Source organism: Antarctobacter heliothermus (genome assembly GCF_900188425.1).
GTDB lineage: Bacteria > Pseudomonadota > Alphaproteobacteria > Rhodobacterales > Rhodobacteraceae > Antarctobacter > Antarctobacter heliothermus.
Genome location: NZ_FZON01000018.1, coordinates 1 through 26,317, shown reverse-complemented (window position 1 = coordinate 26,317; position 26,317 = coordinate 1). Strand labels below are relative to the sequence as shown.

The 26,317-nt window shown below is 62.6% G+C and carries 25 protein-coding genes and 1 pseudogene; 15 read left to right on the top strand and 11 right to left on the bottom strand.

Annotated elements, in window-relative coordinates; all coding sequences use genetic code 11:
* Positions 1 to 21: 21 nt before the first annotated feature.
* Positions 22 to 534 carry a DUF3576 domain-containing protein gene (locus tag CHB90_RS11160; protein ID WP_245823225.1) on the bottom strand — a complete coding sequence of 171 codons (513 nt, stop codon included), beginning with the start codon at positions 532 to 534 and terminating at the stop codon, positions 22 to 24.
* A 290-nt stretch (positions 535 to 824) separates the two neighbouring features.
* Between CHB90_RS11160 and CHB90_RS11155 the strand changes: the two genes are divergently transcribed.
* From CHB90_RS11155 to CHB90_RS27460, 9 genes are all read left to right on the top strand, one after another.
* On the top strand, positions 825 to 1,787 hold the full coding sequence (locus CHB90_RS11155; RefSeq protein ID WP_089277951.1) for a porin: 963 nt from the start codon (positions 825 to 827) through the stop codon (positions 1,785 to 1,787).
* A gap of 93 nt (positions 1,788 to 1,880) precedes the next feature.
* A complete protein-coding gene (locus CHB90_RS11150) occupies positions 1,881 to 3,341 on the top strand; it encodes a tetratricopeptide repeat-containing sulfotransferase family protein (RefSeq protein WP_089277950.1) in 1,461 nt (486 codons plus the stop codon).
* A complete protein-coding gene (locus CHB90_RS11145) occupies positions 3,332 to 3,991 on the top strand; it encodes a YggS family pyridoxal phosphate-dependent enzyme (RefSeq protein WP_089277949.1) in 660 nt (219 codons plus the stop codon). Before CHB90_RS11150 ends, CHB90_RS11145 begins: the two co-directional genes overlap by 10 nt.
* A gap of 119 nt (positions 3,992 to 4,110) precedes the next feature.
* On the top strand, positions 4,111 to 5,577 hold the full coding sequence (gene pdxR / locus CHB90_RS11140; RefSeq protein WP_089277948.1) for a MocR-like pyridoxine biosynthesis transcription factor PdxR: 1,467 nt from the start codon (positions 4,111 to 4,113) through the stop codon (positions 5,575 to 5,577).
* 48 nt (positions 5,578 to 5,625) lie between these two features.
* Positions 5,626 to 6,558 (top strand): bifunctional riboflavin kinase/FAD synthetase, encoded by a 933-nt coding sequence (locus tag CHB90_RS11135; protein WP_089277947.1) that lies wholly within the window; start codon positions 5,626 to 5,628, stop codon positions 6,556 to 6,558.
* A complete protein-coding gene (locus tag CHB90_RS11130) occupies positions 6,555 to 7,025 on the top strand; it encodes a YcgN family cysteine cluster protein (protein ID WP_089277946.1) in 471 nt (156 codons plus the stop codon). Before CHB90_RS11135 ends, CHB90_RS11130 begins: the two co-directional genes overlap by 4 nt.
* Positions 7,022 to 8,089: a threonine aldolase family protein gene (locus CHB90_RS11125; RefSeq protein ID WP_089277945.1), complete on the top strand. Its 1,068-nt coding sequence runs from the start codon at positions 7,022 to 7,024 to the stop codon at positions 8,087 to 8,089. Before CHB90_RS11130 ends, CHB90_RS11125 begins: the two co-directional genes overlap by 4 nt.
* A gap of 63 nt (positions 8,090 to 8,152) precedes the next feature.
* Positions 8,153 to 8,452: a DsbA family protein gene (locus CHB90_RS27465; RefSeq protein ID WP_342744954.1), complete on the top strand. Its 300-nt coding sequence runs from the start codon at positions 8,153 to 8,155 to the stop codon at positions 8,450 to 8,452.
* A complete protein-coding gene (locus CHB90_RS27460) occupies positions 8,449 to 8,748 on the top strand; it encodes a DsbA family protein (RefSeq protein ID WP_342744953.1) in 300 nt (99 codons plus the stop codon). The genes CHB90_RS27465 and CHB90_RS27460 overlap by 4 nt, the downstream gene beginning before the upstream one ends.
* A 35-nt stretch (positions 8,749 to 8,783) precedes the next feature.
* Here CHB90_RS27460 and hspQ read toward each other — a convergent pair whose 3' ends face one another.
* Positions 8,784 to 9,110 carry a heat shock protein HspQ gene (hspQ, locus tag CHB90_RS11115; RefSeq protein WP_089277944.1) on the bottom strand — a complete coding sequence of 109 codons (327 nt, stop codon included), beginning with the start codon at positions 9,108 to 9,110 and terminating at the stop codon, positions 8,784 to 8,786.
* 249 nt (positions 9,111 to 9,359) lie between these two features.
* Between hspQ and CHB90_RS11110 the strand changes: the two genes are divergently transcribed.
* Positions 9,360 to 9,956: a transglycosylase SLT domain-containing protein gene (locus CHB90_RS11110; RefSeq protein WP_089277943.1), complete on the top strand. Its 597-nt coding sequence runs from the start codon at positions 9,360 to 9,362 to the stop codon at positions 9,954 to 9,956.
* Positions 9,957 to 9,977: 21 nt separating this feature from the next.
* On the opposite strand, the gene CHB90_RS11105 is transcribed toward CHB90_RS11110, so the two are convergent.
* From CHB90_RS11105 to CHB90_RS11090, 4 genes are all read right to left on the bottom strand, one after another.
* Complete coding sequence (locus tag CHB90_RS11105; RefSeq protein WP_089277942.1) at positions 9,978 to 10,571, bottom strand: LolA family protein; 594 nt, start codon at positions 10,569 to 10,571, stop codon at positions 9,978 to 9,980.
* Positions 10,572 to 10,849: 278 nt separating this feature from the next.
* Entirely contained in the window at positions 10,850 to 14,002 is a 3,153-nt protein-coding gene (locus CHB90_RS11100) for a DNA translocase FtsK (RefSeq protein ID WP_089278010.1), read from the bottom strand.
* Between the two features lie 22 nt (positions 14,003 to 14,024).
* Positions 14,025 to 15,203: an aminotransferase class I/II-fold pyridoxal phosphate-dependent enzyme gene (locus tag CHB90_RS11095; protein WP_089277941.1), complete on the bottom strand. Its 1,179-nt coding sequence runs from the start codon at positions 15,201 to 15,203 to the stop codon at positions 14,025 to 14,027.
* A 143-nt stretch (positions 15,204 to 15,346) separates the two neighbouring features.
* On the bottom strand, positions 15,347 to 16,675 hold the full coding sequence (locus CHB90_RS11090; protein ID WP_089277940.1) for an amidase: 1,329 nt from the start codon (positions 16,673 to 16,675) through the stop codon (positions 15,347 to 15,349).
* A 47-nt stretch (positions 16,676 to 16,722) separates the two neighbouring features.
* Between CHB90_RS11090 and CHB90_RS11085 the strand changes: the two genes are divergently transcribed.
* Positions 16,723 to 17,970: an FAD-dependent monooxygenase gene (locus tag CHB90_RS11085; RefSeq protein ID WP_089277939.1), complete on the top strand. Its 1,248-nt coding sequence runs from the start codon at positions 16,723 to 16,725 to the stop codon at positions 17,968 to 17,970.
* Positions 17,971 to 18,029: 59 nt separating this feature from the next.
* Positions 18,030 to 18,782, top strand: coding sequence for an SDR family NAD(P)-dependent oxidoreductase (locus CHB90_RS11080; protein WP_089277938.1), 753 nt, complete (start codon positions 18,030 to 18,032; stop codon positions 18,780 to 18,782).
* Between the two features lie 72 nt (positions 18,783 to 18,854).
* Here CHB90_RS11080 and CHB90_RS11075 read toward each other — a convergent pair whose 3' ends face one another.
* Complete coding sequence (locus CHB90_RS11075) at positions 18,855 to 20,375, bottom strand: DUF2125 domain-containing protein (RefSeq protein WP_089277937.1); 1,521 nt, start codon at positions 20,373 to 20,375, stop codon at positions 18,855 to 18,857.
* A gap of 154 nt (positions 20,376 to 20,529) precedes the next feature.
* On the opposite strand from CHB90_RS11075, the gene CHB90_RS11070 reads away from it, so the two are divergent.
* Positions 20,530 to 21,285 (top strand): SDR family oxidoreductase, encoded by a 756-nt coding sequence (locus tag CHB90_RS11070; protein WP_089277936.1) that lies wholly within the window; start codon positions 20,530 to 20,532, stop codon positions 21,283 to 21,285.
* The gene (locus tag CHB90_RS11065) at positions 21,282 to 21,890 is read left to right on the top strand and encodes an enoyl-CoA hydratase/isomerase family protein (RefSeq protein ID WP_089277935.1); all 609 of its coding nucleotides are present in this window, start codon (positions 21,282 to 21,284) and stop codon (positions 21,888 to 21,890) included. Before CHB90_RS11070 ends, CHB90_RS11065 begins: the two co-directional genes overlap by 4 nt.
* Before the next feature lie 77 nt (positions 21,891 to 21,967).
* On the opposite strand, the gene choV is transcribed toward CHB90_RS11065, so the two are convergent.
* Together choV and choW are read right to left on the bottom strand one after the other, a co-directional pair.
* Positions 21,968 to 22,969 carry a choline ABC transporter ATP-binding protein gene (gene choV / locus CHB90_RS11060; RefSeq protein ID WP_089277934.1) on the bottom strand — a complete coding sequence of 334 codons (1,002 nt, stop codon included), beginning with the start codon at positions 22,967 to 22,969 and terminating at the stop codon, positions 21,968 to 21,970.
* A complete protein-coding gene (gene choW, locus CHB90_RS11055) occupies positions 22,966 to 23,796 on the bottom strand; it encodes a choline ABC transporter permease subunit (protein ID WP_089277933.1) in 831 nt (276 codons plus the stop codon). The genes choV and choW overlap by 4 nt, the downstream gene beginning before the upstream one ends.
* A gap of 127 nt (positions 23,797 to 23,923) precedes the next feature.
* Between choW and CHB90_RS11050 the strand changes: the two genes are divergently transcribed.
* Positions 23,924 to 24,544 carry a glutathione S-transferase family protein gene (locus tag CHB90_RS11050; RefSeq protein ID WP_089277932.1) on the top strand — a complete coding sequence of 207 codons (621 nt, stop codon included), beginning with the start codon at positions 23,924 to 23,926 and terminating at the stop codon, positions 24,542 to 24,544.
* Positions 24,545 to 24,628: 84 nt separating this feature from the next.
* Here the strand turns inward: CHB90_RS11050 and CHB90_RS11045 are convergent, their stop codons facing one another.
* Together CHB90_RS11045 and CHB90_RS11040 are read right to left on the bottom strand one after the other, a co-directional pair.
* Positions 24,629 to 25,345 (bottom strand): hypothetical protein, encoded by a 717-nt coding sequence (locus CHB90_RS11045; RefSeq protein WP_089277931.1) that lies wholly within the window; start codon positions 25,343 to 25,345, stop codon positions 24,629 to 24,631.
* A 147-nt stretch (positions 25,346 to 25,492) separates the two neighbouring features.
* Positions 25,493 to 26,224: pseudogene (locus CHB90_RS11040) on the bottom strand (glycine betaine ABC transporter substrate-binding protein); the annotation flags it as partial.
* Positions 26,225 to 26,317: the final 93 nt, after the last annotated feature.

Genomic DNA, 26,317 nt, shown 5'->3' with positions numbered 1-26,317 from the left:
GCGCCCCTTTGGACGGCAGGTTCAGAACCTGCTGTCTTCCTTGCGCAACTGACGGGCGCGGGTCAGGATCGCATCCTCGATCGCGCGCACCGTCGCCGGATCGACGGGGCCGGCCCGGGTATTTAGCGCAAGGTTCAGCGACCGCGCGTCCAAAGCTGGATCGCTGATCAGAATCGTTGCACGGTAAGCCCGACCGCCGCCCGGAGGTGTGCCGTATCCCGTGGTGATCACACCTGAGAACGGGTCGATCGTTTCCACCGGAAGGAAATCCAGCACATCCAGCGCGGAATTCCACAGATAGCGGTTCACCGCACCGACCCGACCGGGATCCTCACGCTTCTTGAAGATGTCCCATATCGTGCTTTCCGGCCCCGTATCGCCCTTCTCGGCGTCCAGTTCCTTAAAGATCTCATCGGCAGAGCGGGTTTCGACGGGTTGGCGCGGTTTGCCGTTCCCACCGAATGTGCCGCAACCCGAGGTCACAAGCATGATCGCCACCAAAGAGGTGCCAACAAGGATTCGCGACATGGTCATGACAGGCCCTCTTGTATCGAAAACATCGATGCCCTCCATACAAGCGCGCGACACCTGCGGCAAGCGCGGATCATCGGCGGGTTTTCGCCCAAAAAACGCCGCAAGACGCTGCTATAGCGTATAAAGATAGAAGGGGCAGAAAACCCTTGTGGCAATATCGCATCACTGGCGTCCTTGTTGCGAACACCAATTCCCGATGGCTTGCATTGGCCACCTGCCAAAGCGCATAGAAAGCTCATCAAGGCCGGAGCATCGGTCTGGTACGTGCCTTTGAACACATGAGGGAAACAATGAAAAAGATCCTTTTGGCGACCACCGCCCTGGTTGCAACCGCCGGCTTCGCCGCGGCAGAAGTTAAAGTCTCCGGCAGCGCCGAAATGGGTATCGTCGATGGCGACCACCTCTTAACTGCTGGCTTCCACACCGACACATCCGTCACCTTCACCCTCTCGGGCGAAGCTGACAACGGCCTGACCTTCGGCTCGAAGATCCAGCTGGAAGAAGCAGCCGGCGGTATCGCAACCACCATCGAAGATGACTTCGCAGTCTTCATCGCTTACGGCGGCGCAACGCTGACCATGGGCGACACCGACGGTGCGTTCGACTGGGCCATGAAAGAAGTTGGCATCGGCGGTTCCATCGCTGACGACCACACCACTCACGCCGGCTTCAACTTCAACAGCGGCCTCGACGGCACCTTCGACGGTCAGATCGCTCGTTTCGATTACTCCTTCGACGCGTTCTCGTTCGCGATCTCGGCTGAAATCGACGACACCGACACCTTTGACCCGGTTTGGGGCATCGGCTTCAAATACTCGGGTGAGCTTGCTGGCCTCGACCTCGGCGTTGGCCTTGGTTATCAGTCCGTCGACCTCGGCGCAGGCATTGACATCGAAGTCGTTGGTATCTCCGTTGACACCACGTTCGACAACGGCCTCCAGGCCATTGTGAACTACTCGGAAACCGACGTCGCGGGCACAACCGTTGACCATTGGGGCCTCGGCGTGGGTTACTCCATGAACGCCCTGACCCTGTCGGCCAACTACGGTGAGTTCTCCGGCCCCGGCTTCTCGAACAGCGGTTTCGGTATCGCAGCCAACTACGATCTGGGTGGCGGTCTGGAAGTTCAGTTCGGCTACGGCTCGAGCGATGCGGACATCCCGCTGGCAAGCTTCGGTCTCGGCGGCGGTCGCTTCGGTGCGGTTGCTGGCGACAACGACAGCTACTCGTTTGGTCTGGCAATGTCCTTCTAAGGACGCCAAACCAACTGGTTCAGGGAAGAGCGGGCGCTTGCGTCCGCTCTTTTCTTTTGGAACAACGGGCGCACAGCGGAAAAGAGAGCTTTCATGACGCCCCAACAGATCAAGGCGCAATTCGCCCGTGCGCTTGCCCAAATCGAGAAAGGGCAACTCGGTCCCGCCGAAAGCACCCTGAAAGGGCTTCTTTTGCCCACCAAGGGCGCTGCGGAGATTCATTTCCACCTCGCCCGCGTCGCCGAGGCCCGTGGAGACACCGCCGCGCAAATCCGGGAACTGGACCGCGCGCTGGAAAAAAAACCCAACGAAAAACTGGTGCTCAAGTCCGCGATCGAGGCCAATGCCCGGCTTGGCAATTCTGCGCGCGCGTTGGAATGCCATGACCGGTTGATCATGTTGGAACCAAACCAGTTCCAGCCTCGTGCGGAAAAGGCCGTCTACCTTCAGCACATAGGCGAATTTGCCGAAGCCGAAGAGATCCTCCGCTTTCTGATCAAACGTGCCCCCAAAGAGGGCGAAACCTACCGCGTGCTGACCGCCGGTCGGAAGATGAAAAAGGACGAGGCGCTGATCGGCCAGATGCAGGCGCTCTGGAAAGACAGTTCCATCACTGAAATGTCGCGGATGCACCTGGGCTATGGCCTGGCCAAGGCGATGGAAGAGATCGGCGCGCAGGACAAGATCTTTGGCTATCTCGAACCCGCCAATCAGTTGCAGCGCAAGATTGCGCCATTCGACGCCGCCGAACGCGACTCGGAATGGCGGGCGTTTCTGGACGCGCAGGAGACCGACGATTACTCCCCTGTCGGGCAAGAACAGGCTCCGCGCGCAGTTTTTGTCACCGGGATGCCACGCTCTGGCACAACGCTTGTTGAACAGATCATCGCCAGCCACAGCCAGGCCCATCCGGGCGGCGAGCTGGGCCATGCATTGAAACAGGCGGTCTTGCAATTCGGTCCGGCCCATCAGATGGCCCCGCTGGCCAAGCTGTCGCCGATGAAACTGGCCCGCTGGGCCGAGGCCTATACCCGATTGGTGCGCCGCGACACCGGACAGACCTCCGGGGTTGTCACCGACAAGTCAATCCAGACGCATATGATCTTTGGCCTTGTGTCGCGCGGCTTGCCCGGCGCGCGGATCGTCGTGGTTCACCGCGACCCGCGCGACACCGCGCTGTCGATCTACAAGAACCACTTCAAGTTGGGAACGCATCGCTACGCCAACGATCTGGCCGACATCGCCCATGCCATCAAGATGTTCCGCCGGTCTGTCGCGCATTGGAAGACCCGCCTGCCCGGCCGCATCCACGAAGTGCGCTATGACGAATTGGTCGGCGATCCCGAACCGCAGGCGCGCGCATTGGTGGCCGCAGCGGGGCTGGACTGGGAAGACGCCTGCCTCAATTTCCACACCTCAAGGAAAAATGTGAAAACACTGAGCCTGACACAGGTGCGCCAACCAATCCACGCCGGACGACGCGAGGCGTGGCGGAAGTTCGAAACTGAACTGGCCCCCTTTATCGAAGCCTGGGGAGACGATCCATGGGACTGAGTGACGTTCATGCGCGCATCGCAAAAGCCTGCGCCGAGGCGAACAGGCCGACCGATGATGTACACCTGATTGCAGTCAGCAAGGTTCAACCGCTGGACCGGGTCGAGGCCGTTCTGAACGCGGGGCACCGGCTGTTCGGTGAAAACCGCGTGCAGGAAGCGGCAGGCAAATGGCCCGATTTCCGTGAGCGTTTTGCGGACGTGTCGGTGCATTTGATTGGTCCCCTGCAGACCAACAAGGCGCGGCAGGCATTCGACCTGTTTGAGGCAATCCATTCGGTGGACCGGCCCAAGCTGGCGCAGACCATCGCCCGCCTGGCGCAGGAAGAGGGGCGCTGCCCCGATCTGTTCATTCAGGTGAACACCGGGGAGGAGCCGCAAAAAGCGGGCATTCTGCCGGACGAGGCCGATCCGTTCATTGCCAAATGCCGTGCATTGGACCTGCCCCTGCGCGGACTTATGTGCATTCCGCCGGTCGAGGAAACCCCAAGCCTGCATTTCGCGCTCTTGAAAAAGATCGCAGATCGCAACGGACTGGACGGATTGTCGATGGGCATGAGCAGCGATTTCGAGCAGGCCATCGCCTTTGGCGCGACGCATATCCGCGTCGGATCGGCGATTTTTGGGGAACGCGTCCCGCAAACCGAGTGAACAGAAAGGGGGCTTTGCCCCCTGACCCCCAGGGGTATTTGGACAAAGAAGAAGCCAGCCCGTCCGCGTGGGAATCGGTCCAGATTGCGCCTATGTTCGGTCCAGTCTAGCTTTGTGAAATGGCCATCCCTGTCGAGACATTTCATCTTTCCCCCAGTGCGCAAGGCACATTGCAGGCGCGTATTCAGCAAATGGTGGCCGAAGGCATTCTTGCCGGTCGGTTTCGGAAGGGCGAAAAGCTGCCCTCGACGCGCAAGCTGGCCCAGCACCTGAAGGTCAGCCGGATCACCGTGACGCTGGCCTATACCGAACTGCTGGCCAACGACTTTCTGATCGCGCGCGGGCGGTCGGGCTATTTCGTCAGCGACAACGCGCCCGAGCCGCCGGTTTTCGACACACCGCCGGAACGGGCCGACCGCGTTGACTGGACCTCCGCCTTGGCGCAACGGTTTGACGACGGGCAGCCATTGGGCATGGGCAAGCCCGCCGACTGGACCCGCTACCGCTATCCTTTCATCTACGGTCAGGCCGATCCGACGTTGTTTGACCATGCCAACTGGCGTCTTTGCGCGTTGCAGGCGATGGGCGCGCGGAACTTCGATGCCTTGACGCAGGACCAATTCGATGCGGACGATCCGGAACTGGTAAGTTTTATCGCGCGCCACACCCTGCCCCGGCGTGGCATTCTTGCGCGACCCGATGAGATCCTGATCACGATGGGGGCGCAGAATGCCCTGTGGATCGCGGCCCAGGTGCTGGCGGCTGGACGGCCAGTGGCGGTTGAAGACCCGTGCTATCCGGCCCTGCGCCAGATCCTGCGGCAAGCAGGCAGCCCGCTGCGCAGCGTGCCGGTGGATGAATGCGGGTTGCCGCCAGAACAGGTGCCCGAAGGCACGCGGGTCATTTTCACCACGCCCAGTCACCAGTGCCCGACCTCGGCCACGCTGCCGCTGGCGCGGCGCAAGGCCCTGTTGGCACGCGCGGCGGAGTTGGGCGCGCTGATTGTCGAGGATGATTACGAATTTGAGATGTCCTATCTGACGCCGCCCAGTCCTGCGCTGAAAAGCCTCGATGAAGACGGGCGGGTGATCTATGTCGGCAGCTTTTCCAAGTCGCTGTTTCCGGGCCTGCGGCTGGGCTATCTGGTGGGCGCCGCCCCCTTTATCCGTGAGGCGCGCGCCCTGCGCGCCAGCGTGCTGCGCCATCCTCCGGGCCATATCCAGCGCACGACGGCGCATTTCCTGAGCCTTGGTCACTACGACGCACTGATCAGGCGCATCGGCAAGGCGCTGGCAGCGCGGCGGCAGGTGATGGAAGAGGCGGTGGCACAGCACGGATTGCGGGTGGCCGGGCGCGGCGCCCATGGCGGGTCCAGCCTGTGGATGCGGGCCCCGGATGGCATCGATACAGCCGTTCTGGCAGAGCGATTGCGCGCGGACAGCGTGATGATCGAGCCGGGCAAGGCATTTTTTGCCGGTACTGTCCCGCCACGACAGTTCTATCGGTTGGGCTACAGCTCTATCCCGTCAGAGCGGATCGGTGCGGGCATAGGGCGGATCGCGGCGGCGCTGGAGTCGATGTCCTGACCCGGCTTGCGCTTGCGCGCAGCCCCGTGGGCCGGTAACGGAAGCCCCATGCGGATCATACGAGATTATCAGTACACACGGGCCGAAGACCGAGGCGCCAGCGCCGCCATCGGCAATTTCGATGGCGTTCATCTGGGCCATCAGGCAGTGATCGACCTGGCGCGGCGGGCGGTCCCCAATGCGCCGTTGGGTGTGATGACGTTCGAGCCGCATCCGCGCGAAGTATTCGCCCCCGACGCCCCGCCGTTTCGCCTGATGAGCGCCGAGGCGCGCGCCGCCCGGTTGGACAAACTGGGGGTCGAGCGACTGTACCAGTTGAATTTCAACACCGCGCTTGCGTCGCTGACACCGCGCGACTTTGCCGAGCGGGTGATCTGCAAGGGGTTCGGGCTGGTCAATGTGGTGGTCGGCGCGGATTTCTGCTTTGGCAAAGGGCGCGCGGGCAATGTCACGGACTTGCAGCGCTATGGCAAAGAAATGGGGTTCGGGGTCACCGTCGCGGATTTGCTGGAAACCGGCGGTGTGCAGGTCTCATCGACCGCGATCCGCGAGGCGTTGAGCGAGGGGCGCCCGCGCGATGCCGCCGCTCTGTTGGGCCATTGGCACCGGATCGAGGGCGAAGTGATCGGCGGCGAACAACGCGGTCGCGTGCTGGGCTATCCGACGGCGAACATGTCCATCGACGGGCTGCACCCGCCGCATTTCGGTGTTTATGCCGTGCTGGTCGATGTGCGCGACGGGCCGCACAAGGGCAGCTATCACGGCGCGGCCAGCATCGGCACCCGCCCGATGTTCAACGGTGAGGTGCCCAATATCGAGACGTTCCTGTTCGACTTCACCGGCGACCTGTACGGAGCGACGCTGTCGGTGGGTCTGGTGGACTACCTGCGGCCAGAGCTGAAATTCGACGGGCTGGACGCGCTGATCACCCAGATGGACGCGGATTGCCTGCGCGCCCGCCAGATACTGGCCGCGCTATGAGCGATCCCATCGACCGCAGCGGGCTGACCCCGCGTTTCTGGGAGCGCAAACGCCTGCGCGACATGGACCCGCGCGAATGGGAGGCGCTGTGCGACGGCTGTGGCAAGTGCTGCCTGAACAAGCTGGAAGACGAAGAGACTGGCGAGGTCGATCTGACCCGCGTGGCCTGCCGTCTGTTCGACGATGCCACCTGCCGCTGCGCGCAGTATGAAATCCGCCACCAGTTCGTGCCGGAATGTATCGTCATGTCGCCGTCGAACATCCACAAGCACGTCTACTGGATGCCGGAAACCTGCGCCTACAAGCTGCTGTGGAACGGCGAGCCGCTGTATGACTGGCACCCGTTGATTTCCGGCACGCCAGAGTCGGTGCACGGCGCGGGTGTGTCGGTGCAGGGCATGACGGTGCCCGAATTCGAGATCGACGAAGACGACTGGGAAGACCACATCATCGAGGAGCCGAGATGAACTTTGCATCCGACAATGCCGGGCCGGTCCCGGCGCAGGTTCTGGACGCCTTGACCCGCGTGAACACAGGCTACGCGGCGAGTTATGGCGGCGACGAGGTGACGGCTGAGGTGGCCGATCGGGTGCGCACCCTGTTCGAGGCCCCCAAAGCGGCGGTCTATCTGGTAGCCACCGGGACGGCGGCAAACTCGTTGGCTCTGGCGACGCTGTGCCCGCCGTTCGGGACGATCTTTTGCTCGGAACATGCGCATATCCATGAGGATGAGTGTAACGCGCCCGAGTTCTACACCGGCGGGGCCAAACTGACGCTCGTGCCCGACGGCGACGTGATGACGCCGGACGCCCTGCGCGCGGCGATCGCGGGAGAGGGCAACCGGGGTGTCCACGGGCCGCAGCGCGGTCCGGTATCGATCACCAATGTGACCGAGGGCGGCAATGTCTACACGGTGGATGAGGTGGCGGCGCTGTGCGATGTGGCACGGGAATTTGGGCTGCCGGTGCATCTGGACGGAGCGCGACTGGCCAATGCCTGCGTCAAGCTGGGCTGCACCCCGGCCGAGATGTCGTGGAAGATCGGCGTCGACATTGCCGTCTTTGGCGGCACCAAAAACGGCTTGATGGACGCAGAGGCGGTGGTGATCTTTGACCCCGACACCCCAGCCAGCAGCGGCTATACCCGCGCGCAGGAATTCGAACTGCGGGTCAAGCGGGCGGGCCATCTGTATTCCAAGCATCGCTATGTGGCGGCGCAGATGCTGGCCTATCTGGAAGAAGACCTGTGGCGCGATCTGGCGACAAGAGCCAATACGCGCGGCGCGGCGCTGGCAGAGGGGCTGACAGGTCTTGGGCTGGAGATCGTGAACAAAACCCACGCCAACATGCTGTTCTTTCGTGCGCCGCGCCGGGTGCACGACGCGGTCAAGGCGGCTGGGGCAGTTTATCACCTCATGGGCAACGCGCCCGCCGCGCCAGAAGCCTTGGCAACCGGGCGGTTGGTGTGCAGCTGGTCCACGACAGAGGCCGATGTGGCAGATTTCCTTGCCGCGGTGCAAGCCGCGCTCTGACGCGCGGCTTTTGCGACTCGGTCTCTTGCCTGTACCCTTGACCTGAACGGGAGGGGGAGACACATGGCAAAGCTGGATTTCTGGTATTCGATTGGCAGCACCTACAGTTACCTGACAGTGATGCGCATGGGCGATTACGCCCGCGATAACGGGCTGGACGTCACATGGCGGCCCTTTGACGTGCGCCACATCATGGTGGCGCAAAAGAACATTCCATTCCGCGACAAACCGGTCAAGACCGCCTACATGTGGCGCGATATGGAGCGGCGGGCAGAACTATACGGCCTGCCAATCCGGGTGCCCCGGCCCCCTATCCGCTTCCGCACCTGCCGCTGGCCAACAGAATCGCGCTACTGGGCATGAAAGAGGGCTGGGGCGTGGCCTATACGGTGGACACCTATCGGCGCTGGTTTCAGGACGGGCAGGAAGCGGGCAGCGAGCCGAACCTGAGCGACAGCCTGCACGCAGTCGGGCAAGATCCGGCAGAAGTTCTGGTCCGCGCGCGCAGCGAAGAGATAGGTCAGGCACTGGATCGTCAGACTGCGACCGCGCAGAACATCGGGGTTTTCGGCTCACCCAGTTTCGTGGTCGGACGCGAGGTGTTCTGGGGGGATGATCGGCTGGACGATGCCGCAGGCTGGGCACGGCGCAACGGCTGACGGGGCTGCGCAATCGCCGACACCCCGGCCCCGCCTCAATTCATCTGGAAGTGTAGTTCATAGGCACCGTCTTCGAACGCGCCGAACAGATCCGGGATATCCGGATGATCCACAGGTTCACCGGAATAGTCGGCAACAAGGTTTTGTTCGGACACATAGGCCACATAAAAACTTTGGTCGTTCTCAGCCAACAGATGATAAAACGGCTGCTTCTTGGAGGGGCGGCTGTCCTCGGGAATCGATTCATACCACTCTTCGGTGTTCGAAAATTCCGGGTCCACGTCAAAGACCACCCCCCGAAAGGGGTGCTTGCGGTGACGGACGACCTGACCAAGGTGATACTTCGCGCGATTGTGCAACATGACAGACCTCTTCATACCCCTTGATACCGTCAACGCCGGGGCGTTGTCCAACTTTCGCCTCAAATTGCCGAGAAACACACTGTGACTCACACGCCGACAGTGCAGTCCGCAGGCCTTTACCCTACACTGGCCAAAGGTGCGAGGCCCGCGCGGCGGCGATGCGCTTTCTGGAGGAAATGTGATTCCCTCCAAAGGCGCAATCAGCTAAAATAACGCACAACAAAAAAGACAAAACGAGGCGAGTGGCAAATGAGCAGAGTCCTTCGCGCCTTGGTGATCGTGTTGCTGGCTGCCTCCTGCGGGGGCGGCGGTGGCGGCTCGGGGTCATCACCGCGCAACCTGGACAACGCCTGTTCCATTTTGGAGCAGCGACCGGGGTACTTTAGAGCGTTCCGCAATACAGAGCGCCGTTGGGGCGTGCCTGTGCATGTGCAGATGGCGACCATCTATCAGGAAAGCAAATTCGACAGCGATGCGCGGACCCCGTTCCAGTACAGTCTGGGCGTGATTCCGATCGGTCGGCAAAGTTCGGCCTTTGGCTATAGTCAAGCACTGGACGGCACCTGGAAAGAATACCTTGCCGATGGGGCCCGCCGAGGTGCCCGCCGCGATGACATCCGTGACGCGACCGATTTCATGGGCTGGTACATGAAACAGTCGCACGAAGAACTGGGCATTCCGATGTGGGACGCGCGGCGCCACTATCTGGCCTATCACGAAGGGCGCACAGGCTATCGCCGGGGCAGCTACAACGCAAAGTCCTGGCTGCTGCGGGTCTCATCGCAGGTTGGCGAGCGGTCGGTTCTGTATCAGCAACAGCTCAAGGGATGCCGGGCCGCGCGCTAACGCGGCCCAACCCAACCCGCATCACGGTTTCAGCTTGGCCAATTCCGCGTCGATGGAAAACTGGCTGTTCGGCACGTTGCGTTTTTGCAGACCGCCCAGGATCACAGTGGTTTTTGACCCGTTGCCATCGGTGATCACCCACTGCCGCAACTCCACTGGCCCACCGGTAAACTTCAGCTGGATGGTGCCGTATTCGGGATGGTCCGGATCTTGCGCGGTCACCGTTGTGGCGGTGCCATCAAAACCGTGCCCTACCACCATGCCCGCGCGTCCCAGATCAACCTGGCGATCCAGGATGATCGACAGCGGTGTCTGACGCAGCGGATAGGTGTCGGGACGCGCGTTCAGCTTGCGATCCAGGATATAGACCGCACCGGCGGTGGCCATGACCAGCGCCCGTTCCGGCGGGTTGTAGTCGAACCGCACCTTGCCCGGCCGCTTGATGGCGATTTCCCCGGTCGAGATCGTGCCGTCGGAATTGATCTGGGTAAACGTCCCGGTCGCGGAGGTGATTCCGTTGAGGTACTTTGACACCTCGTTCAATGAAAGTTGCTGGGCGCTGGCGGGCAGCGCAAAGGTCACCAACGTGACAAGGGCGAGTAGCGTGCGGATCATGGTTTTCCTTCCTGCTCGTTTGTAGGGTATGTGGCATGAAGCATGTCGTCATGCGATAGCAGCCCCGTTTGGCCCGATATCATCAGCCATATCCCGCCAATCAACCCCCCGGATTGAAATGACTCTTGCCAAAGGCGTGACCAAACCCTCCCCCAGTGTGAGAACCCGGACACAAGCTCACGCCGTCGGACACCACCAGGAATGAACAGGGCCGCCCCCGTTTGCAGGGGCGGCCCATGTGGTCAGGGTGGCGGCGGGCATCACTGCCCGGGCCTGCCTTATTGTTGTTCGGGCACCAGAATCTCACGCTTGCCGACGTGGTTGGCGGAAGAGACGACCATTTCGTCCTCCATCTGTTCGACCAGTCGCGCGGCCTTGTTGTAGCCGATGCCCAGTTTGCGCTGGATGTAGGAGGTCGAGCATTTGCGATCCTTGATGACAATCCCCACAGCCTGATCATACAGCGCGTCCTCGCCGGTGGTATTGCCGCCGGTGTTGAGACCAAGAACCGCGTCAATGTCGTCGGCCTTTTCGTCGTCAGGCCCCTGTACCACGCCGCCAACATAATCCGGCGGGCCGTAAGCCTTGAGGTGGTTGACGATTTCCTCAACCTCTTCGTCGCTGACAAAGGGGCCGTGGCAACGGGTGATCTTGGCCCCGCCTGCCATGTACAGCATGTCGCCCATACCCAACAGTTGTTCGGCCCCCATCTCACCCAGAATGGTTCGCGAGTCGATTTTGGACGTCACCTGAAAGCTGATGCGCGTGGGGAAGTTCGCCTTGATCGTGCCGGTGATGACATCGACCGACGGGCGTTGCGTGGCCATGATCAGGTGAATGCCAGAGGCCCGCGCCATCTGCGCCAGTCGCTGGATGCAGGCCTCGATCTCTTTGCCCGCGACCATCATCAGGTCGGCCATCTCGTCGACGATTACCACGATATAAGGCATCTTCTTGGGCTCGAATTCATCCGTCTCGAACACCGGTTCTCCGGTGTCGTCGTCAAAGCCGGTCTGCACTGTTCGGCTGAACATCTCGCCCTTGGACAGCGCATCCTCGACCCGGCCATTGTAGCCGTCGATATTGCGTACGCCCATCTTGGACATCTTGCGATAGCGGTCTTCCATTTCGCCCACGACCCACTTCAGGGCGACAACCGCCTTTTTCGGGTCGGTGACAACCGGGGACAGCAGGTGCGGAATGCCGTCATAGACTGACAGTTCCAGCATCTTGGGGTCGATCATGACCAACCGCAGATCCTCGGGCGTCAGCTTGTAGAGCAGCGACAGGATCATGGTGTTGATCGCCACCGACTTACCCGACCCGGTGGTCCCGGCGATCAACAGGTGAGGCATCTTGGCCAGATTGGCCACCATCGGCGCACCGCCGATGTCCTTGCCCAGCGCCAAGGGCAGCTTGTGCTTGCCGTCGCCATAGTCACGCCCGGCCAGGATTTCGCGGAACGACACCATTTCGCGGTTGTCGTTGGGCAGTTCGATACCGATCACGCTGCGGCCCGGAACGGTAGAAACACGGGCGGAGAGCGCTGACATGGACCGCGCGATATCGTCGGCCAGACCGATCACGCGGCTTGCCTTGAGACCCGGCGCGGGTTCCAGTTCGTACATGGTGACAACGGGACCGGGGCGGACGCTGACAATCTCCCCCTTTACGCCGTAGTCATCCAACACGGTTTCCAGCATCCGGGCGTTTTCTTCCAGTGCCTCGTCGCTAAGGACGTGGCGCTCGATCTTGTCGGGTGACATCAACAGCGACAGCGGCGGCAGTTCATAATCCGGCGTGTTGTCGTCAAAGCTGAGCGAGGGTTGCGCCTCTGCCTGCGCGCGCTTGGACGGCTGGATCGGCTTGCGGATCGGCTGCTGGACAACCTTTTTGGGTTCGGGCAACGGCACCGCGACCCGCGCTTGCGGTTCGGGGGCGGGTTCGGGCCGGTAGTCGTCGGTCAGAATTTCGGCATCGTCGTCGTCGCCATAGTCATCAAAATCGCTGAGGTCGGAATAGAGGTTTGTATCCACCTCTGCGTCCAACTCTGGCGCACGCGGCATAACGCGGGGCTCTGCGTCAACCATCGGCGCGTCAACCATCGGCCCTGTCTCAGGTTCAACGTCATCCCAGGCGGCATCCGGCTGACTTTCAGGCAAGACCTGCGGCGACGGCGGTGCGGCCGTCAGCGGCGGCTGGGCCGGCATCGCGCGGGCAGAGGCCGTCAGCGGCGGTTCGGGCGGCAAGGCCCCCACGCGGGGCGTATCGCGGAAGACGATGGGTTGCGGGCCATGCCCCCTGCCCCGCGTCAGCGGTTTGGTAACGTCGATATTGGGGGTCGGACGGCCCGGCAAAACGGTATGGCGCGACTTGACCGCCTTGGCGATCTTGGCGCGGATGCGATCCTCTCCGGGCACCTCGACATCATGGTCGATCTGGCGGTCGACCAGTTCCGGTTCGGGCATTGGACCCGGCTCTGACCGGCGGATCATGCGCGACAGAAATCCCGGCTTTTCGGGCTGCGTCGCCGGGGCCAGTTCGATCAGATCCTCGTCGGGGTCAAAAAGGTCGGCTTCGGGTGAGGGCGGCACACCGATGTCCGCCCGCAGCACCCGCGCGGCAGTGGGCGCAGAGGGCACAGCGGCGAGGGTCGACGGCTCGGCCAGGGTTTGCGCATCTGCCAGAGCGATGGCATCAGCCGCGCGGCGCTCCGCCTTGGCGGCGCGACGGTCGGAACTGGCGGCCTGCACCCGTTGTGCCGCACCCATTGCACCACTGGCTCCGTGCCCCAGCAACCTCAGCAGCGTGACATAGACCATGACAAGACTGACCACCAGAAAGCGCGCGATCCGCTTCAGCTCATACCGGGTAAAGCCCAGCACAAAGGCCCCCAACACGATGATCCCCGCACCAAGGCCCAGTTGCACGACCTTCAACCCGATTGCGGGCGAGACCGGCAGCACGTTCAGGGCAGAGCCCATCATCATGTCGCCGAACAGCCCGCCAAGGCCGAAATCATGCGTCCAGCCTGCGGATTCCGGCAGGCCAGAGGCATAGACCGCCGACAGCGCCACCCAGATCGGCGAAAAGATCAGGCAGGTAAAGGCGCGGCCATTGCCCTTGTGCAGGGCCATACGCGCGCCCCAGACGGTCAGAACCGCAGCCAGAGACCACGCGCCAAGGCCGATGATCATGAACAGCGGCGCGGCGATATAGGCCCCCAGACGGCCCATCCAGTTCTGCACCGGCGCATCCGTTGCCGATAGCCACGACGGGTCATCCGGCGTGTACGAGGCGATCATGGCAGCCACCATCAACCCCAGCGCGATCAGCGCCAGACCGATCAGTTCGCGGCCCCGCTTTTCCAGCGTGGCGGCCGTATTGGTGTCGAACAGGGGATCGCGTCCCCGTGCCTGAAAAGTTGCCATCTTCGCCTCGTCGGTCTTGTTTTTATACAAACAGGCAGTCCCGGATTCGGGTCAGCCCGTCTTTGGTTTCTTCGTAGGGCGCCACAAGCGCCACGCGGACATACCCCTCCCCGGGGTTCCCGCCGTCGGTATCGCGGGACAGATAGGCACCGGGCAGCACCCGGACGCCTGTTTCGTACCACAGCTTTAGCGCCGCCGCCTCGCCGTCCTGAACCGGCAGCCACAGGAACATGCCCGCCTCAGGCGACATGTAACCCGGCACGTGGCCCAGGATCTCATCCGCCAGAGCGTACTTACGGGCCCACAGCGCGCGGTTTTCGACGACATGCGCCTCATCGGTCCAGAGCTCCGCTGACACCCGCTGCAACGGCAGCGGCACCGGCGCGCCTGAATAGGCGCGCAACTGGCGCAGGCGGGCGATGCTGTCCGGCCCACCGGCCACAAAGCCCGAGCGCAGGCCGGGCAGATTGGAGCGTTTCGACAGCGAATGCAAGGAGACGACCCGCTCTGGGTTTGCGCCCATTGCGGCGGACACCTCCAGCGCGCCTTTGGGCGGTTCACTGCGGTACAGTTCCGCGTAACACTCGTCAGCGACGATCTGAAAGTCGTGTTTTTCGGCCAGCGTGATCAGGTCGCGCCAATAGGTTTCGGACGCCATGACGCCCTGCGGATTGGCCGGCGAACAGATGTAACACAACGCAGCCCGGTCCAAAACTTCGGCGGGCAATCCGGCATACTCCGGCAGGTGGCCGGTTTCAGCGGTGGCTGGGGTAAAGACCGGCTCTGCGCCCACCGAAATTGCCGAGATCATGTAGACCTGATAAAATGGGTTGGGCATCAACACGGTCGGACGCCGACCGTTCTTTTGCTCAGGGCACAGCGCCATGCCGGTGTTGTACAGCCCCTCACGGGTGCCGTTCAGCGACATGATCTGCGTGTCGGGGTTCATCGTCACCCCGTAGCGGCGATTCAGCCAGCCCGCGATGGCGGTGCGCAGTTCCGGCGTGCCCTCGTTCGACGGATAGCGCCCGAACTCTGCCGCGTGATCCGTGATGATCTGCGTGATCCACGGCGGAAAGGCGTGTTTCGGCTCTCCGATGGACATGTGCAGCACCGGACCGCCGGGTTCTTGCGAATCCAGAAGGGCCCGCAGACGCGGGAACGCATAGGCCGGTAGGTTCGAAAACCGTTCGGGGAACATCTGCCAGTACTGCCTCAAGGTATGCGGGATCATTGCGTGCCCCGCGTTTGTTCGCAGGATACGGAAAAACAGGGGGTTCTGTCCAGAATCAAGGACCCGCCAGAGTCGGATGTGACGCGAAAGCCGCAGTGCCGTGGGATTTGTCAGGCCAGAGCGGCCTCGGCGGCGGCGGCAAGGCGCAGCAACCTGTGCTCTCCCATGGCTGTCCCCATCAGTGAGATGCCACAGGACGGCGTGCCGGTGGGCAGGGTAACGATCGCGCCCCCCAACAAATTGCCGATCCGCGTGTTGCGCAGGGTGCGCAGGTTGGCCTGCACATAGGTGTCCCCCAGTTCCATCAGCGCCTCAACCTTTTCGGGCAGGTTCGGCGCAGTCGGGCACAGGACGGCATCGAACCCGGCGGTCGCCACGGCCCAGTCGGCGCGCATGGCATGGATGCGCTGCCATGCGGCGATGAAATCGGCGGCACTGTGGGCGGCCCCGGCCTCGAACCGTTCCCGGATGGGCGCGAACATGACGTCGGGCTGCGCGATGATCGCGTCGCGCCATGTGGCCCAGGCCTCGGACGTGTAGAGCATGCCGGAATCCGCGTGCGGCTGCGCAATCTGTGGAAAATCAAGCGGTTCGATAGTGGCTCCGGCGGCGCGCAGCCGGTCCAGGGATTGAGCATAGGCGCGGGCCGGGGCCGCATCCAGATCGTCCATGACAATGGTCTGAAGCGCGGCAAAGCGTCGGCCCTGCAGGGTGGCCCCGGTCAGGTCGGGCGCGGGCGCTCCCTCCAGCGCGGAGAGCATCAGCGCGGCATCCTCAACCGTGCGGCACAGCGGGCCGACCGTGTCAAAGCCGGCGATCAGCGGCACGACTCCGGTCAGACTCAGCCGCCCGGTGGTGGTTTTCAGCCCCACAAGATCGCTCCAGCAGGCGGGCAAACGCACCGATCCGCCGGTATCCGACCCGACTGCCGCAGGGGCCAGACGAAAGGCAACAGAGGCCGCCGCCCCAGAGGAGGACCCGCCCGCCACAGCATCAGGGTCATTCACACATGGGGCCGTCGCGGTGACCGGGTTCAAACCCAGACCGGAAAAGGCCAGTTCGGACATATGGGTCTTGCCCAGACAGACCAGCCCGTTCTGGGTTGCGTTGCGCAGCACCTCTGCATCGCGGTCGGGAATACGGCCCGCCAGCAGGCCAGATCCGGCCTCTGTCACGGTTCCTGCGGTGTCATACAGGTCTTTCCAGCTGATCGGCACGCCGTCCAGCGGATGACGGCGCAGGCCCAGATCGGCGCGGGTCTTAGCGGCCTGCGCCTCTGCCAAGGCGCGGTCCGGGGTGAGTCGGGCATAGATTCGGTCGCGCATGGGGTGCGCGTTGATCTCATTCAGGAAGTCCTCTGCCAATGTAACCGGGTCAATCTCACCTTTGGCGATGCCGCGTCCCAAATCGGCGGCGGTCTGTTCGGTCACTTTGGTCATGCTACGTCCCCTTCATCTACCGCGCGACGGTAGCGGCAGGCGGGCGCATGGACAATCCCGTGCGGACGGCCATATTGCGGCCCATGGAACATGACCTGATCATCGTTGGCGGAGGCCTGAACGGACCCGCTCTTGCGCTGGCCGCTGCACAGGCGGGGCTGACCTCTTGTGTGGTGGATTCGCTGCCGCTGGCCACACGGCAAGACGCCGATTTTGACGGCCGGTCCTACGCGCTGGCGCGGTCCTCTCAGCGGATGCTGGACCGGCTGGGGCTGTGGGACGCGTTGAAAGACCACGCGCAGCCGATGAACCAGATCAAGGTCTCGGACGGGCGTGTGGGGGATGCGGGGGTGTTCCTTGGCCTGCATTTCGACAGTGCCGAAATCGAAGACGGGCCGATGGGATTCATGGTCGAGGATCGGTATTTGCGCCGTGTCCTGCTGGCGGCGCTAGCGGAGTCCGACCTGATCACCCAGCGGGCCGAGGCGATGGTTGTGGCGCAAGAGACCCGGCCAGAGGGCGCGTCGGTAACGCTGGCCGATGGAGAGGTTCTCAAGGGCCGCTTACTTGTGGGCGCGGACGGACAAAAAAGCGGTGTCGCCACCCGCGCGGGCATCCGTCGGATGGGCTGGGGCTATGGGCAGACCGCACTTGTTTGTGCGATTGCTCATGAGGAACCGCATGACGGCGTTGCACATCAGCTGTTTCTGCCAGCCGGGCCGCTGGCGATCCTTCCTCTGACGGGCAACCGCTCATCCATTGTCTGGAGCGAGCGGGACAGTCGCGCACAGGCGATCAACGCCTTGTCGGATGACGACTACCTAGAGGTCTTGCGGCCACGATTTGGCGATTTCCTTGGTGAGATTTCCTTGGCGGGTGCGCGATATACCTATCCGCTGACCTTGTCGCTGGCGCGGGCCTTTACCGCCGAGCGTGTGGCGCTGGTGGGCGACGCGGCGCACCGGATGCATCCGATTGCCGGTCAGGGACTGAACGCGGGGCTGCGCGATGTGGCGGCACTGGCGCATGTGATCACACACGCGGCGCGGCGAGGGGAGGATTTTGCTTCTCCGGCGGTTCTAAGCCGCTATGCACAGTGGCGCCGGTTTGACACGGCGTCGCTGGCCACCTCGACAGACCTGTTCAACCGCTTGTTTTCGAACGACAACCCCCTGCTCCGGCTGGGCCGTGACCTCGGCATGGCGGCGATCAACGCCGCGCCCGGATTGCGCCGCAGCTTTATCCGTGAGGCCGCCGGGCTGACCGGGGATCTGCCCGACCTGATGCGCGGCTGAGGGGGCTTTCCCCCGGCACAGGCCCTGCCTAAGCTGCGGCCAAAATCGGGAGGACATTTATGGACAAGAAATGCGCAATCGTCACCGGGGCCGCGCGCGGCATCGGGCTGGCCACGGCGGACCTGTTTCTGGAAAACGGCTGGTGCGTGGCGATGCTGGACCGCGACGGTGAGGAACTGCTGAAGCAGACAGCCAAGCGCGAGAACGTACTGGCACTAGTGCGCGACGTATCAAACCCTCAGGACGTCAATGCCGCGATGCGCGAAACTCACGGCTGGGCCGGACGGGTCGACGCGCTGGTGAACAATGCAGGCGTGGCGGAATTTGGCCCCATCGAAGGCTGTGACTTTGAGATGTGGCGCCGGGTGATGGAAACCAACCTTGATGGTGTTTTCCTGTGCTCACAGGCCGTTACGCCTCATCTGAAGGAAACGCAGGGGGCGATTGTCAATATCGCCTCGATCAGCGGCTTGCGCGCCTCGACGCTGCGGGTGGCCTATGGCACGTCAAAAGCAGCGGTGATCCAGTTGACCAAACAGCACGCCGCAGAACTGGGCGAATATGGCATCCGCGTCAACTGTGTGGCCCCCGGCCCGGTCAAGACAAAGCTGTCGATGGCGGTTCACAGTCCTGAAATCATCAAATCCTATCACGACTCCATCCCGCTGAACCGCTACGGATCTGAACGCGAACTGGCAGAGGTGATCGTCTTTCTGGCCTCGGAAAAGGCGTCTTATGTCAGCGGGCAAATCGTTGCCGTGGACGGCGGATTTGAATCGACCGGCGTCGGTCTCCCGGCGTTGCGCAGCTAGACCAAGCTGGACCCAATCGGCACGAAAAAGGGCGGGGTCTCCCCCGCCCTTTCGCGTTCCGGATCAGACGCGTTACTGGATGCGCTGACCGTTGGCCAGGATGTGGCCCTCTTCGTTGATCTCGATGGTCGAGGTCATGGTGTCCGGCTCTTCGCCCGGCACGGTGAACATCGACAACATCATGCGGAAACCCATCGCATCTTGTTCTGGCAGCAGGCCCATCGAGATCAGGTTGTCGATCACCCCGTTGGCGCCCGACACTTGCAGATCAAGCTGGCCATTCGGACGCGGCAGACCGTCGAATGTTTCCAGGTCGCTGTTGTCGAAAGTGAATGAGCCCGATCCAAGAACCGCAGCACCGACCACGTCGATCACAAAGTCGCTGAGCGTCAGCGAGTTCAACTCACCCGGCATACCGCCGGTGCGGCCCAAATCCTCTACCGCCTTGGTATCGAGCAGGCTGACAAAGGGCGTGACCTGTGCGTCCAGATTGAACGCGATGGTGGCAGGGGCACGCGACAGCACCTCTGCGGGGTCAAAGATGTTCCACAACATGTCCGCCATGGCGAAATCGCCGATCACAACCGACAAGGACGCATCCTGCGGAGTTTCGGACGGGGCCAGCGGCATTTCCAGCGCAAAGCCGACCTCTCCCAGTTCCGCATTGATCGGCAGCGGCAGTTCCGGGCCGGAAAGCGCGACAGTCTGTCCGGTGCCCGAGAGGGCATAGGTCAGCGCCGACTCAGAGACGGCAATGGCAAATTCGCCGCCGGTCGATGTGAACTGACCTGCGGTCGGACCATCGCCTTCGTCAAAGGTGAACTGCGTCGCGCCGCCGGTGTGCTTGAGCACGGCATCCACAGACCCGCCGTTCTTGAACATTGAGGTCGGATCTTCGTAATCCAGTTCCGTCGGCAACACGGTCTTGCCCGTGCTGGACAGCCCGGTGAGTTGCATGTTGAACATGCCGCCCTCGTCGCTTTCGGGATCGTCAAAGATCAAGTCGAGCGCCAGCGTGCCCATCGACATGTCCTGGTCGATCGAGCGCATGCCGCCGACCGTCAGGATATGCGACGTGCCGGACAGCGGACCCATGTTCATGGTCATGCTCAGCATGTCGCGCGTGATCTCTTCGCCTTCGGCCATGAACTTGATCAGTTCCAGCGCGATGTTGTCGCCGCTGTAGGTATAGGTCAGATCGCCGGGCGTGCCCGAGACGTTCAGCGCCATGTTGGATTGCATCATCTGAACGATGGCTTCGCCAACGGTTTCCTCACGTTCGATAAAGGAAACCGCGATCTCGCCGACGTCAGGGTAAGAGATGTTGACCGAACCGTCGCCCGCGTCGGCAAAGGTAATGTCAGGCATAACCACATGGACAGTACCGTCTTCTTCGGGAATCGTGATGACCATGGTCAGGTCGGATACAACCAGATCAGAGCCTTCCATCATTTCGGTGGCGGTGACTTCGTATCCGAAGTTGCCCATGTAGGCGTCGAAGTCGTCCCAGACCTGCTGCGGCGTGACATCGGCCCAAGCCTGCCCGGCCATGGCAACGATGGCCAGCGCCGAGGCTGTAACGTAGCGGTTCATAATTTTTTCCTCTCTGTCGGTGCAAACGAATTTTCGCAGTCTCAAGGGCTTCCCCCGCCCGGTCAAGGGACTGGATTCCATACTATTGAGCGATTACGACAGTGGCGAGACGCCATTTGTGGCGCAACCCACGATTTATCGGAGAGACCCCGGGATGAGCGGTAGTCTGCAAAACAAGACGGTGATGATCACTGGCGCAAGCCGGGGAATCGGGGCAGAGGCGGCGCGGGCCTTTGCCGCCCAGGGCGCCCGGGTGGCGCTGGTGGCGCGCACCGCCGAGGCGATCGCCGATCTGGCCGGAGAGATCGGACCGCAGGCGGTGGCGATCCCTTGCGATATCGCCCGCTACTGGGAAGTCGAAAAGGCCGTGAGCAACTGCGTCGCCGCGCACGGCGGGCTGGACATTCTGGTGAACAACGCCGGTGTGATCGAGCCGGTCTCGCGCCTGGCGGAGGTCGACCCGAAAGCCTGGGGAGAGGTGATCGACATCAATCTCAAAGGCGTGTTTCACGGCATGCGCGCGGCGCTGCCGGTGATGCTGGCGGCGGGTGGCGGCACGGTACTTACCATTGGATCGGGGGCCGCACATGGCCCGGTCGAGGGGTGGTCGCACTACTGTTCGTCCAAGGCGGGCGCGCTGATGCTGACCCGGATGCTGGACAAGGAATACAGCCAGCAGGGGATCCGCGCGCTGTCGCTGTCGCCCGGCACGGTGGCCACGCAAATGCAGCGAGAGATCAAGGCAAGCGGAATAAACCCGATCAGCCAGCTGGACTGGTCCGATCACATCCCGCCCGAATGGGTGGCCCGGGCTTTGGTCTGGATGTGTTCCGACGCGGCGGAAGCCTACCTGGGCGGTGAGATATCGTTGCGTGATGAGGGCGTGCGCGCGGCGGTCGGGCTGGCATGATCCGCCTGACCCAGGAAGACGGATTGTGGATCGCCACAATTGACCGGCCAGACAAGGCGAACTCTCTGACAGCGCCGATGCTGGAGGACTTGTGCCGGATTGCCGAGGACGCGCTGACCGGCGCGCGGTGTCTGGTGTTGACCGGCGTGGGCAAAGTGTTCTCTGCCGGAGCCGATCTGGAGGCCGCGCGTGCGGGGCTGGCGGTGTCACCTCTGTGGGAACGTCTGTCCGGGGCAATTGTCCGCCACCCGGGACTGACCATTTGCGCGATGAATGGGACGGTGGCAGGCGGGGCCATGGGCATGGCGCTGGCCTGTGACCTGCGCATTTCAGTGCCCGGAGCCAAGGTGTTCTATCCGGTGATGAAGCTGGGCTTTCTGCCACAGCCGTCAGATCCGACGCGCCTTGCCGCGCTGGTGGGTCCGGCGCGGGCCAAGATGATCCTGATGGCCGGGCAAAAGGTGCCGGTGGACGAGGCCGTGGCCTGGGGGCTGGTCGATCGCCTGGTCGAGGGGGATCTGCTGGAAACGGCGCGCGCGCTGGCCGCAGATACTCTGGGGGCCGAGGCATCCCATGCACGGGCGATCAAGGCACTGATCGTGTAAAGGGGGCGCTGCCCCCGTCTCCCTGCGGTCGACTCCCCCGGGATATTTTTGGCCAGAAGAAGCTGGAGGATAGTCTTTTAGCCCGCAAGGCGCGCGACAATGCTGTCGGCGGTCACCCGGCCAACTGGCGCGCCGTCCTGTATCACGGTCAGCGGGCCGTCCTTGAGCATTGGCATCAGATCGCGGATCGGGGTTTCGGCGGCGACCTCGGACCCGCCTGTGCCGGGCTCCATAACGTCACGCGCGGTCAGAACGCCCAGCGGGTTCATGTTGGCCACGAAATCCGCCACATAGTCAGAGACCGGGGCCGAGAAAATCTCACGCGGGGTGCCGGTCTGGACGATGCGCCCGCCTTCCATGATGGCGATGCGGTTGCCGATCTTGAACGCCTCGTCCAGGTCGTGGCTGACAAAGAGGATGGTGCGCTTGAGTTCGCGTTGCAGGTCGAGCAATTCGTCCTGAAGGCGGGAGCGGATCAACGGGTCAAGCGCAGAGAACGGTTCATCCATCAGCAGGATCGGTGCCTCTGTGGCAAAGGCACGGGCCAGACCGACGCGCTGCTGCATCCCGCCCGACAGCTCGCTGACCTTGCGGTCGCCCCAGTCGGAAAGGCCCACCAGCGCCAGTTGGCGTGTTACGGTTTCCATCCGTTGCGCTGTCCCCTGCCCCGCCAGTTCAAGGCCAAAGCCGACGTTTTCGGCCACGGTTCGCCATGGCAGCAGGCCGAATTGCTGGAACACCATCGCGACATGGCCCTGACGGACCCGGCGCAGGGCGCTTGCGGAACAATTGGTGACTTCTGTGACCTCGTCACCGCAGGTCACGCGCACGGTCCCCCGGCTGACCGCGTTCAAACCGTTGACTGCGCGCAGCAACGTGGATTTCCCGGACCCCGACAGCCCCATGAGTACGACAATCTCACCCTCTTCGACGTCGAGCGAACAGTCGTGCGCCCCCAGCACCTGGCCGGTTTCGGTCTGTATCGCGGCCCGGTCCCGGCCCTGATCCGCCAAGGGCAAGGCGCGATCGGGGTGATCGCCAAAGACAATCGAGACGTTTTCAAAAGCGACAGCGGTCATTTTTCCCACCTTAGCGCTCGGTCCAGCATGATGGCGACGACAACGATGATCAGGCCGGCCTCAAAGCCCAGCCCGGTATCGACACGGTTGAGGGCGCGCACCACCGGCACGCCCAGCCCGTCCGCGCCCACCAGCGCAGCAATCACCACCATCGACAGCGACAGCATGATGGTCTGGTTCAGCCCGGCCATGATCTGAGGCAGCGCAGAGGGCAGTTCGATCTTCCACAGCTTCTGGCGTGGCGTCGCGCCAAAAGCATCCGCCGCCTCCAACAGCGCCTTGGGGGTCGAGGAAATGCCCAGATGGGTCAACCGGATCGGGGCGGGGACGACAAAGATCACCGTGGCAATCAGGCCGGGGACCATGCCGATGCCAAAAAACACGATGGCCGGGATCAGGTAGACAAAGGTGGGCAGCGTCTGCATCAGGTCCAGCACCGGACGCATGAAGCGGTACAGCCCGGGTCTGTGCGCGACCATGATGCCAATGGGCACGCCAACGCCCATGCAAACCACGCAGGCCGACAGCACCAGCGTCAGGCTTTCGGTGGTTTCCTCCCAATAGCCCTGATTGAGGATGAACAGAAAGCCGAGGAAAACCAGCGCCGGCACTTGCCAGCGGCGGTGCACCGCAAAGGTGGCCGCCGTTAGCACCAGCACCACGATCAACGGATGCGGTTCTTGCAGCACCCAGAGGATCGCGTCGATCAGCGCCTCCATCGCGACGGCCATACCGTCAAAGAACCAGCCGCCGTTCTTCTGCAACCAGTCGAACCCCGCCTCGGCGCCGTCACCGATAGGTATCTTGTGATTTGTCAGCCAGTCCACCGGCCCACCCCCCTGTTTTCCCATTCATGCGGGGTTTGGCCAGGTTTGTGAAGCCGATCGATGGCGATTGGAGTTTGTCGAACGGACGCAGGGATGGCACCCTGATCCAGAAGCAAGGAGCGATGCCATGTCAGAAATCGTGTTTTACACCAATCCCATGTCGCGCGGGCGTATCGCCCGTTGGATGCTGGAGGAATGCGGCGCGTCCTATGAAACGCGCGTTGTGGCCTATGGGCCAGAGATGAAGGGTCCCGACTACCGCGCAATCAATCCGATGGGCAAGGTACCCGCGCTGGAGGATGGCGGCGCGGTGATCACCGAAGGCGCGGCAATCTGCTGCCATCTGGCAGAGCGTTTCCCCGAGGTCGGTCTGATCCCGGCACCGGGCGCGCGCGGCGCGTTTTACCGCTGGATGTTCTTTGCGGCCGGTCCGCTGGAGGCGGCGGTTGTGAACCAATCCTTTGGATTTGAACTGCCCGACGATCCAGAGGCCCGTGGCCGCGCCGGTTGGTGTTCGCTGGAGGAAGAGGCCGACATCCTTGCCGCGCTGTTGTCAGATGGGCGCACATGGCTGTTGGGGGACGCGTTTTCCGCGCTGGACGTCTATCTTGGGTCGCAGATCGCCTGGGGTCGTCAGTTTGGCACCCTGCCCGCACGTGCGGGCTTTGACAGCTACATCGGCCGGATCATGTCCCGCGACGCGGCGGTGCGGGCGCAGGCATTGGATGATGCGTTGATGTCGGGATGATCGGCGGCACCTGGACCAGATAAAAAACTGCGCGTCACGTTGGCGGCACCCGGATTGCGGTCCCCGGCTTGCTTGCTGCGGGGCCTAGAACTTGGCGTCCGTCGCGGCCAGAACCCGCAACCTGCCAACGGTCTGGAACCCCGCTGAAAGGGCATGCTCCAACTCTGCCCCGGATTCGTAACCAACCAAGGAGCAATGTCCCCCGACCCAGCTTGCAGCATTTGCCGCCGCCTCAAAACGCTCTTGTGTCGGGTTTTCTGCAAAGACATTGGACAGCCCGACGCACTCGTTGGACAGGTTTGCAATACACCCGTCCGTGAAACGCCCCGCCTCGCGCCGACCCAGAAACAAGACGTCCTCTCTTTCCAATAGCATGTCGGGGAACATGCGGCGGTCCGTGGGCGAACTGTTCTGCCGCCAACTGTCTTCCCACATCTGCAACCCTCTGGCGTCCTTTACAATGTCCCAGCCGTTCGGCAAATCGACCTGCACTGGATCGCGCCATATCCAGAACGCCTCAAAAAGCGCCCGGAACCCGTTCCGCTCAAGATCAAGCTGGCAAAAACTGTCCTTGACCACAACACGGTCAAATCGGGACGCCAGCCCTGCCAGCTCCAGGGCGATGGCTTCTTCTTGATCTGGTGCAAAAACCGTCAGGTTGGAATGGTAGGGCGGCGCACTGTCCTGGCCGACAAAGGCGAAGGGTCGTCGCACATAGCGCAGGCCATGCGCGGCAAAGACCGCCTCGTACCAGCCCGCATTGTTTCTGGCCGCGATCATTGCACGTTCGTCGACAGACATGCGACCCCATCTCAGGTAGACATGAAGCGATCAGCCATGGCGGTGTATCAGTCAACCAAAACCCAACAAGGGGTGCAGGCACCATCCTCCGGGAAATAGGCCCCGCCTATGGCGGAACCTTCCAGATCGCGGGTTGCAATCCCCTGCTTACTCCAGCGCGGCCTTGACCGCCGCCATCGCGTCGCCGCCGTCCAGGGCGGTCACACCCGCCAGCCAGCCGTCCAGCACACCCATGTTCGACGACAGCCATGCCTTGGCGGCGTCTTCGGGGTCTTCGCCATCGTCAAGGATCGCGCCCATGATCTCGTTTTCCATCGCCAGCGTGAATTCGAGGTTCTTGAGCAACGCGCCGACATTCGGGCACTCCTCGACGTAGCCCGCGCGGGTGTTGGTGTAGACCGTCGCCCCGCCCAGATCGGGACCAAAATAATCGTCGCCGCCGGTCAGATAGGTGAGATCATAGTTGGCATTCATCGGGTGCGGTTCCCAGGCAAGAAAGATCACCGGCTCGTCGCGGTTCACCGCACGGCCGACCTGCGCCAGCATCCCCTGTTCACTGCTTTCCTTGACCTCGAATGCGCTCAGGCCAAAGGCATCGGCGTCGATCATGTCGATGATCAGGCGGTTGCCGTCATTGCCCGGCTCGATCCCATAGATCGTCTCATCCAGCGCATCTGCATGGGCCGCGATATCGGCGAAATCGGCAATCCCCAGCGCGGCCCCCACGGCATTGGTGGCCAGTGTGTATTTCGCGCCCTGCAGGTTGTCGCGCACGGTATCGACGGTGCCTGCCTCACGGTAGGGGGCGATATCTGCCTCCATCGTCGGCATCCAGTTGCCAAGGAACACATCAATGTCGCCCGCCGCCATCGAGGTATAAGCCCGGCTTATTCATCCAAATCAGGGGAAATAGCTGGCGTGCCCGCGAAAGCTTTGTAGAATCAAGCTGCTAGACAAAATCCGACAGCAGCC

Coding starts and splice junctions, on each gene's coding strand:
- CHB90_RS11160 (WP_245823225.1), bottom strand. CDS start 534: ATGACCATGTCGCGAATCCTTGTTGGCACCTCTTTGGTGGCGATCATG.
- CHB90_RS11155 (WP_089277951.1), top strand. CDS start 825: ATGAAAAAGATCCTTTTGGCGACCACCGCCCTGGTTGCAACCGCCGGC.
- CHB90_RS11150 (WP_089277950.1), top strand. CDS start 1,881: ATGACGCCCCAACAGATCAAGGCGCAATTCGCCCGTGCGCTTGCCCAA.
- CHB90_RS11145 (WP_089277949.1), top strand. CDS start 3,332: ATGGGACTGAGTGACGTTCATGCGCGCATCGCAAAAGCCTGCGCCGAG.
- pdxR (WP_089277948.1), top strand. CDS start 4,111: ATGGCCATCCCTGTCGAGACATTTCATCTTTCCCCCAGTGCGCAAGGC.
- CHB90_RS11135 (WP_089277947.1), top strand. CDS start 5,626: ATGCGGATCATACGAGATTATCAGTACACACGGGCCGAAGACCGAGGC.
- CHB90_RS11130 (WP_089277946.1), top strand. CDS start 6,555: ATGAGCGATCCCATCGACCGCAGCGGGCTGACCCCGCGTTTCTGGGAG.
- CHB90_RS11125 (WP_089277945.1), top strand. CDS start 7,022: ATGAACTTTGCATCCGACAATGCCGGGCCGGTCCCGGCGCAGGTTCTG.
- CHB90_RS27465 (WP_342744954.1), top strand. CDS start 8,153: ATGGCAAAGCTGGATTTCTGGTATTCGATTGGCAGCACCTACAGTTAC.
- CHB90_RS27460 (WP_342744953.1), top strand. CDS start 8,449: ATGAAAGAGGGCTGGGGCGTGGCCTATACGGTGGACACCTATCGGCGC.
- hspQ (WP_089277944.1), bottom strand. CDS start 9,110: ATGTTGCACAATCGCGCGAAGTATCACCTTGGTCAGGTCGTCCGTCAC.
- CHB90_RS11110 (WP_089277943.1), top strand. CDS start 9,360: ATGAGCAGAGTCCTTCGCGCCTTGGTGATCGTGTTGCTGGCTGCCTCC.
- CHB90_RS11105 (WP_089277942.1), bottom strand. CDS start 10,571: ATGATCCGCACGCTACTCGCCCTTGTCACGTTGGTGACCTTTGCGCTG.
- CHB90_RS11100 (WP_089278010.1), bottom strand. CDS start 14,002: ATGGCAACTTTTCAGGCACGGGGACGCGATCCCCTGTTCGACACCAAT.
- CHB90_RS11095 (WP_089277941.1), bottom strand. CDS start 15,203: ATGTTCCCCGAACGGTTTTCGAACCTACCGGCCTATGCGTTCCCGCGT.
- CHB90_RS11090 (WP_089277940.1), bottom strand. CDS start 16,675: ATGACCAAAGTGACCGAACAGACCGCCGCCGATTTGGGACGCGGCATC.
- CHB90_RS11085 (WP_089277939.1), top strand. CDS start 16,723: ATGGACAATCCCGTGCGGACGGCCATATTGCGGCCCATGGAACATGAC.
- CHB90_RS11080 (WP_089277938.1), top strand. CDS start 18,030: ATGGACAAGAAATGCGCAATCGTCACCGGGGCCGCGCGCGGCATCGGG.
- CHB90_RS11075 (WP_089277937.1), bottom strand. CDS start 20,375: ATGAACCGCTACGTTACAGCCTCGGCGCTGGCCATCGTTGCCATGGCC.
- CHB90_RS11070 (WP_089277936.1), top strand. CDS start 20,530: ATGAGCGGTAGTCTGCAAAACAAGACGGTGATGATCACTGGCGCAAGC.
- CHB90_RS11065 (WP_089277935.1), top strand. CDS start 21,282: ATGATCCGCCTGACCCAGGAAGACGGATTGTGGATCGCCACAATTGAC.
- choV (WP_089277934.1), bottom strand. CDS start 22,969: ATGACCGCTGTCGCTTTTGAAAACGTCTCGATTGTCTTTGGCGATCAC.
- CHB90_RS11050 (WP_089277932.1), top strand. CDS start 23,924: ATGTCAGAAATCGTGTTTTACACCAATCCCATGTCGCGCGGGCGTATC.
- CHB90_RS11045 (WP_089277931.1), bottom strand. CDS start 25,345: ATGTCTGTCGACGAACGTGCAATGATCGCGGCCAGAAACAATGCGGGC.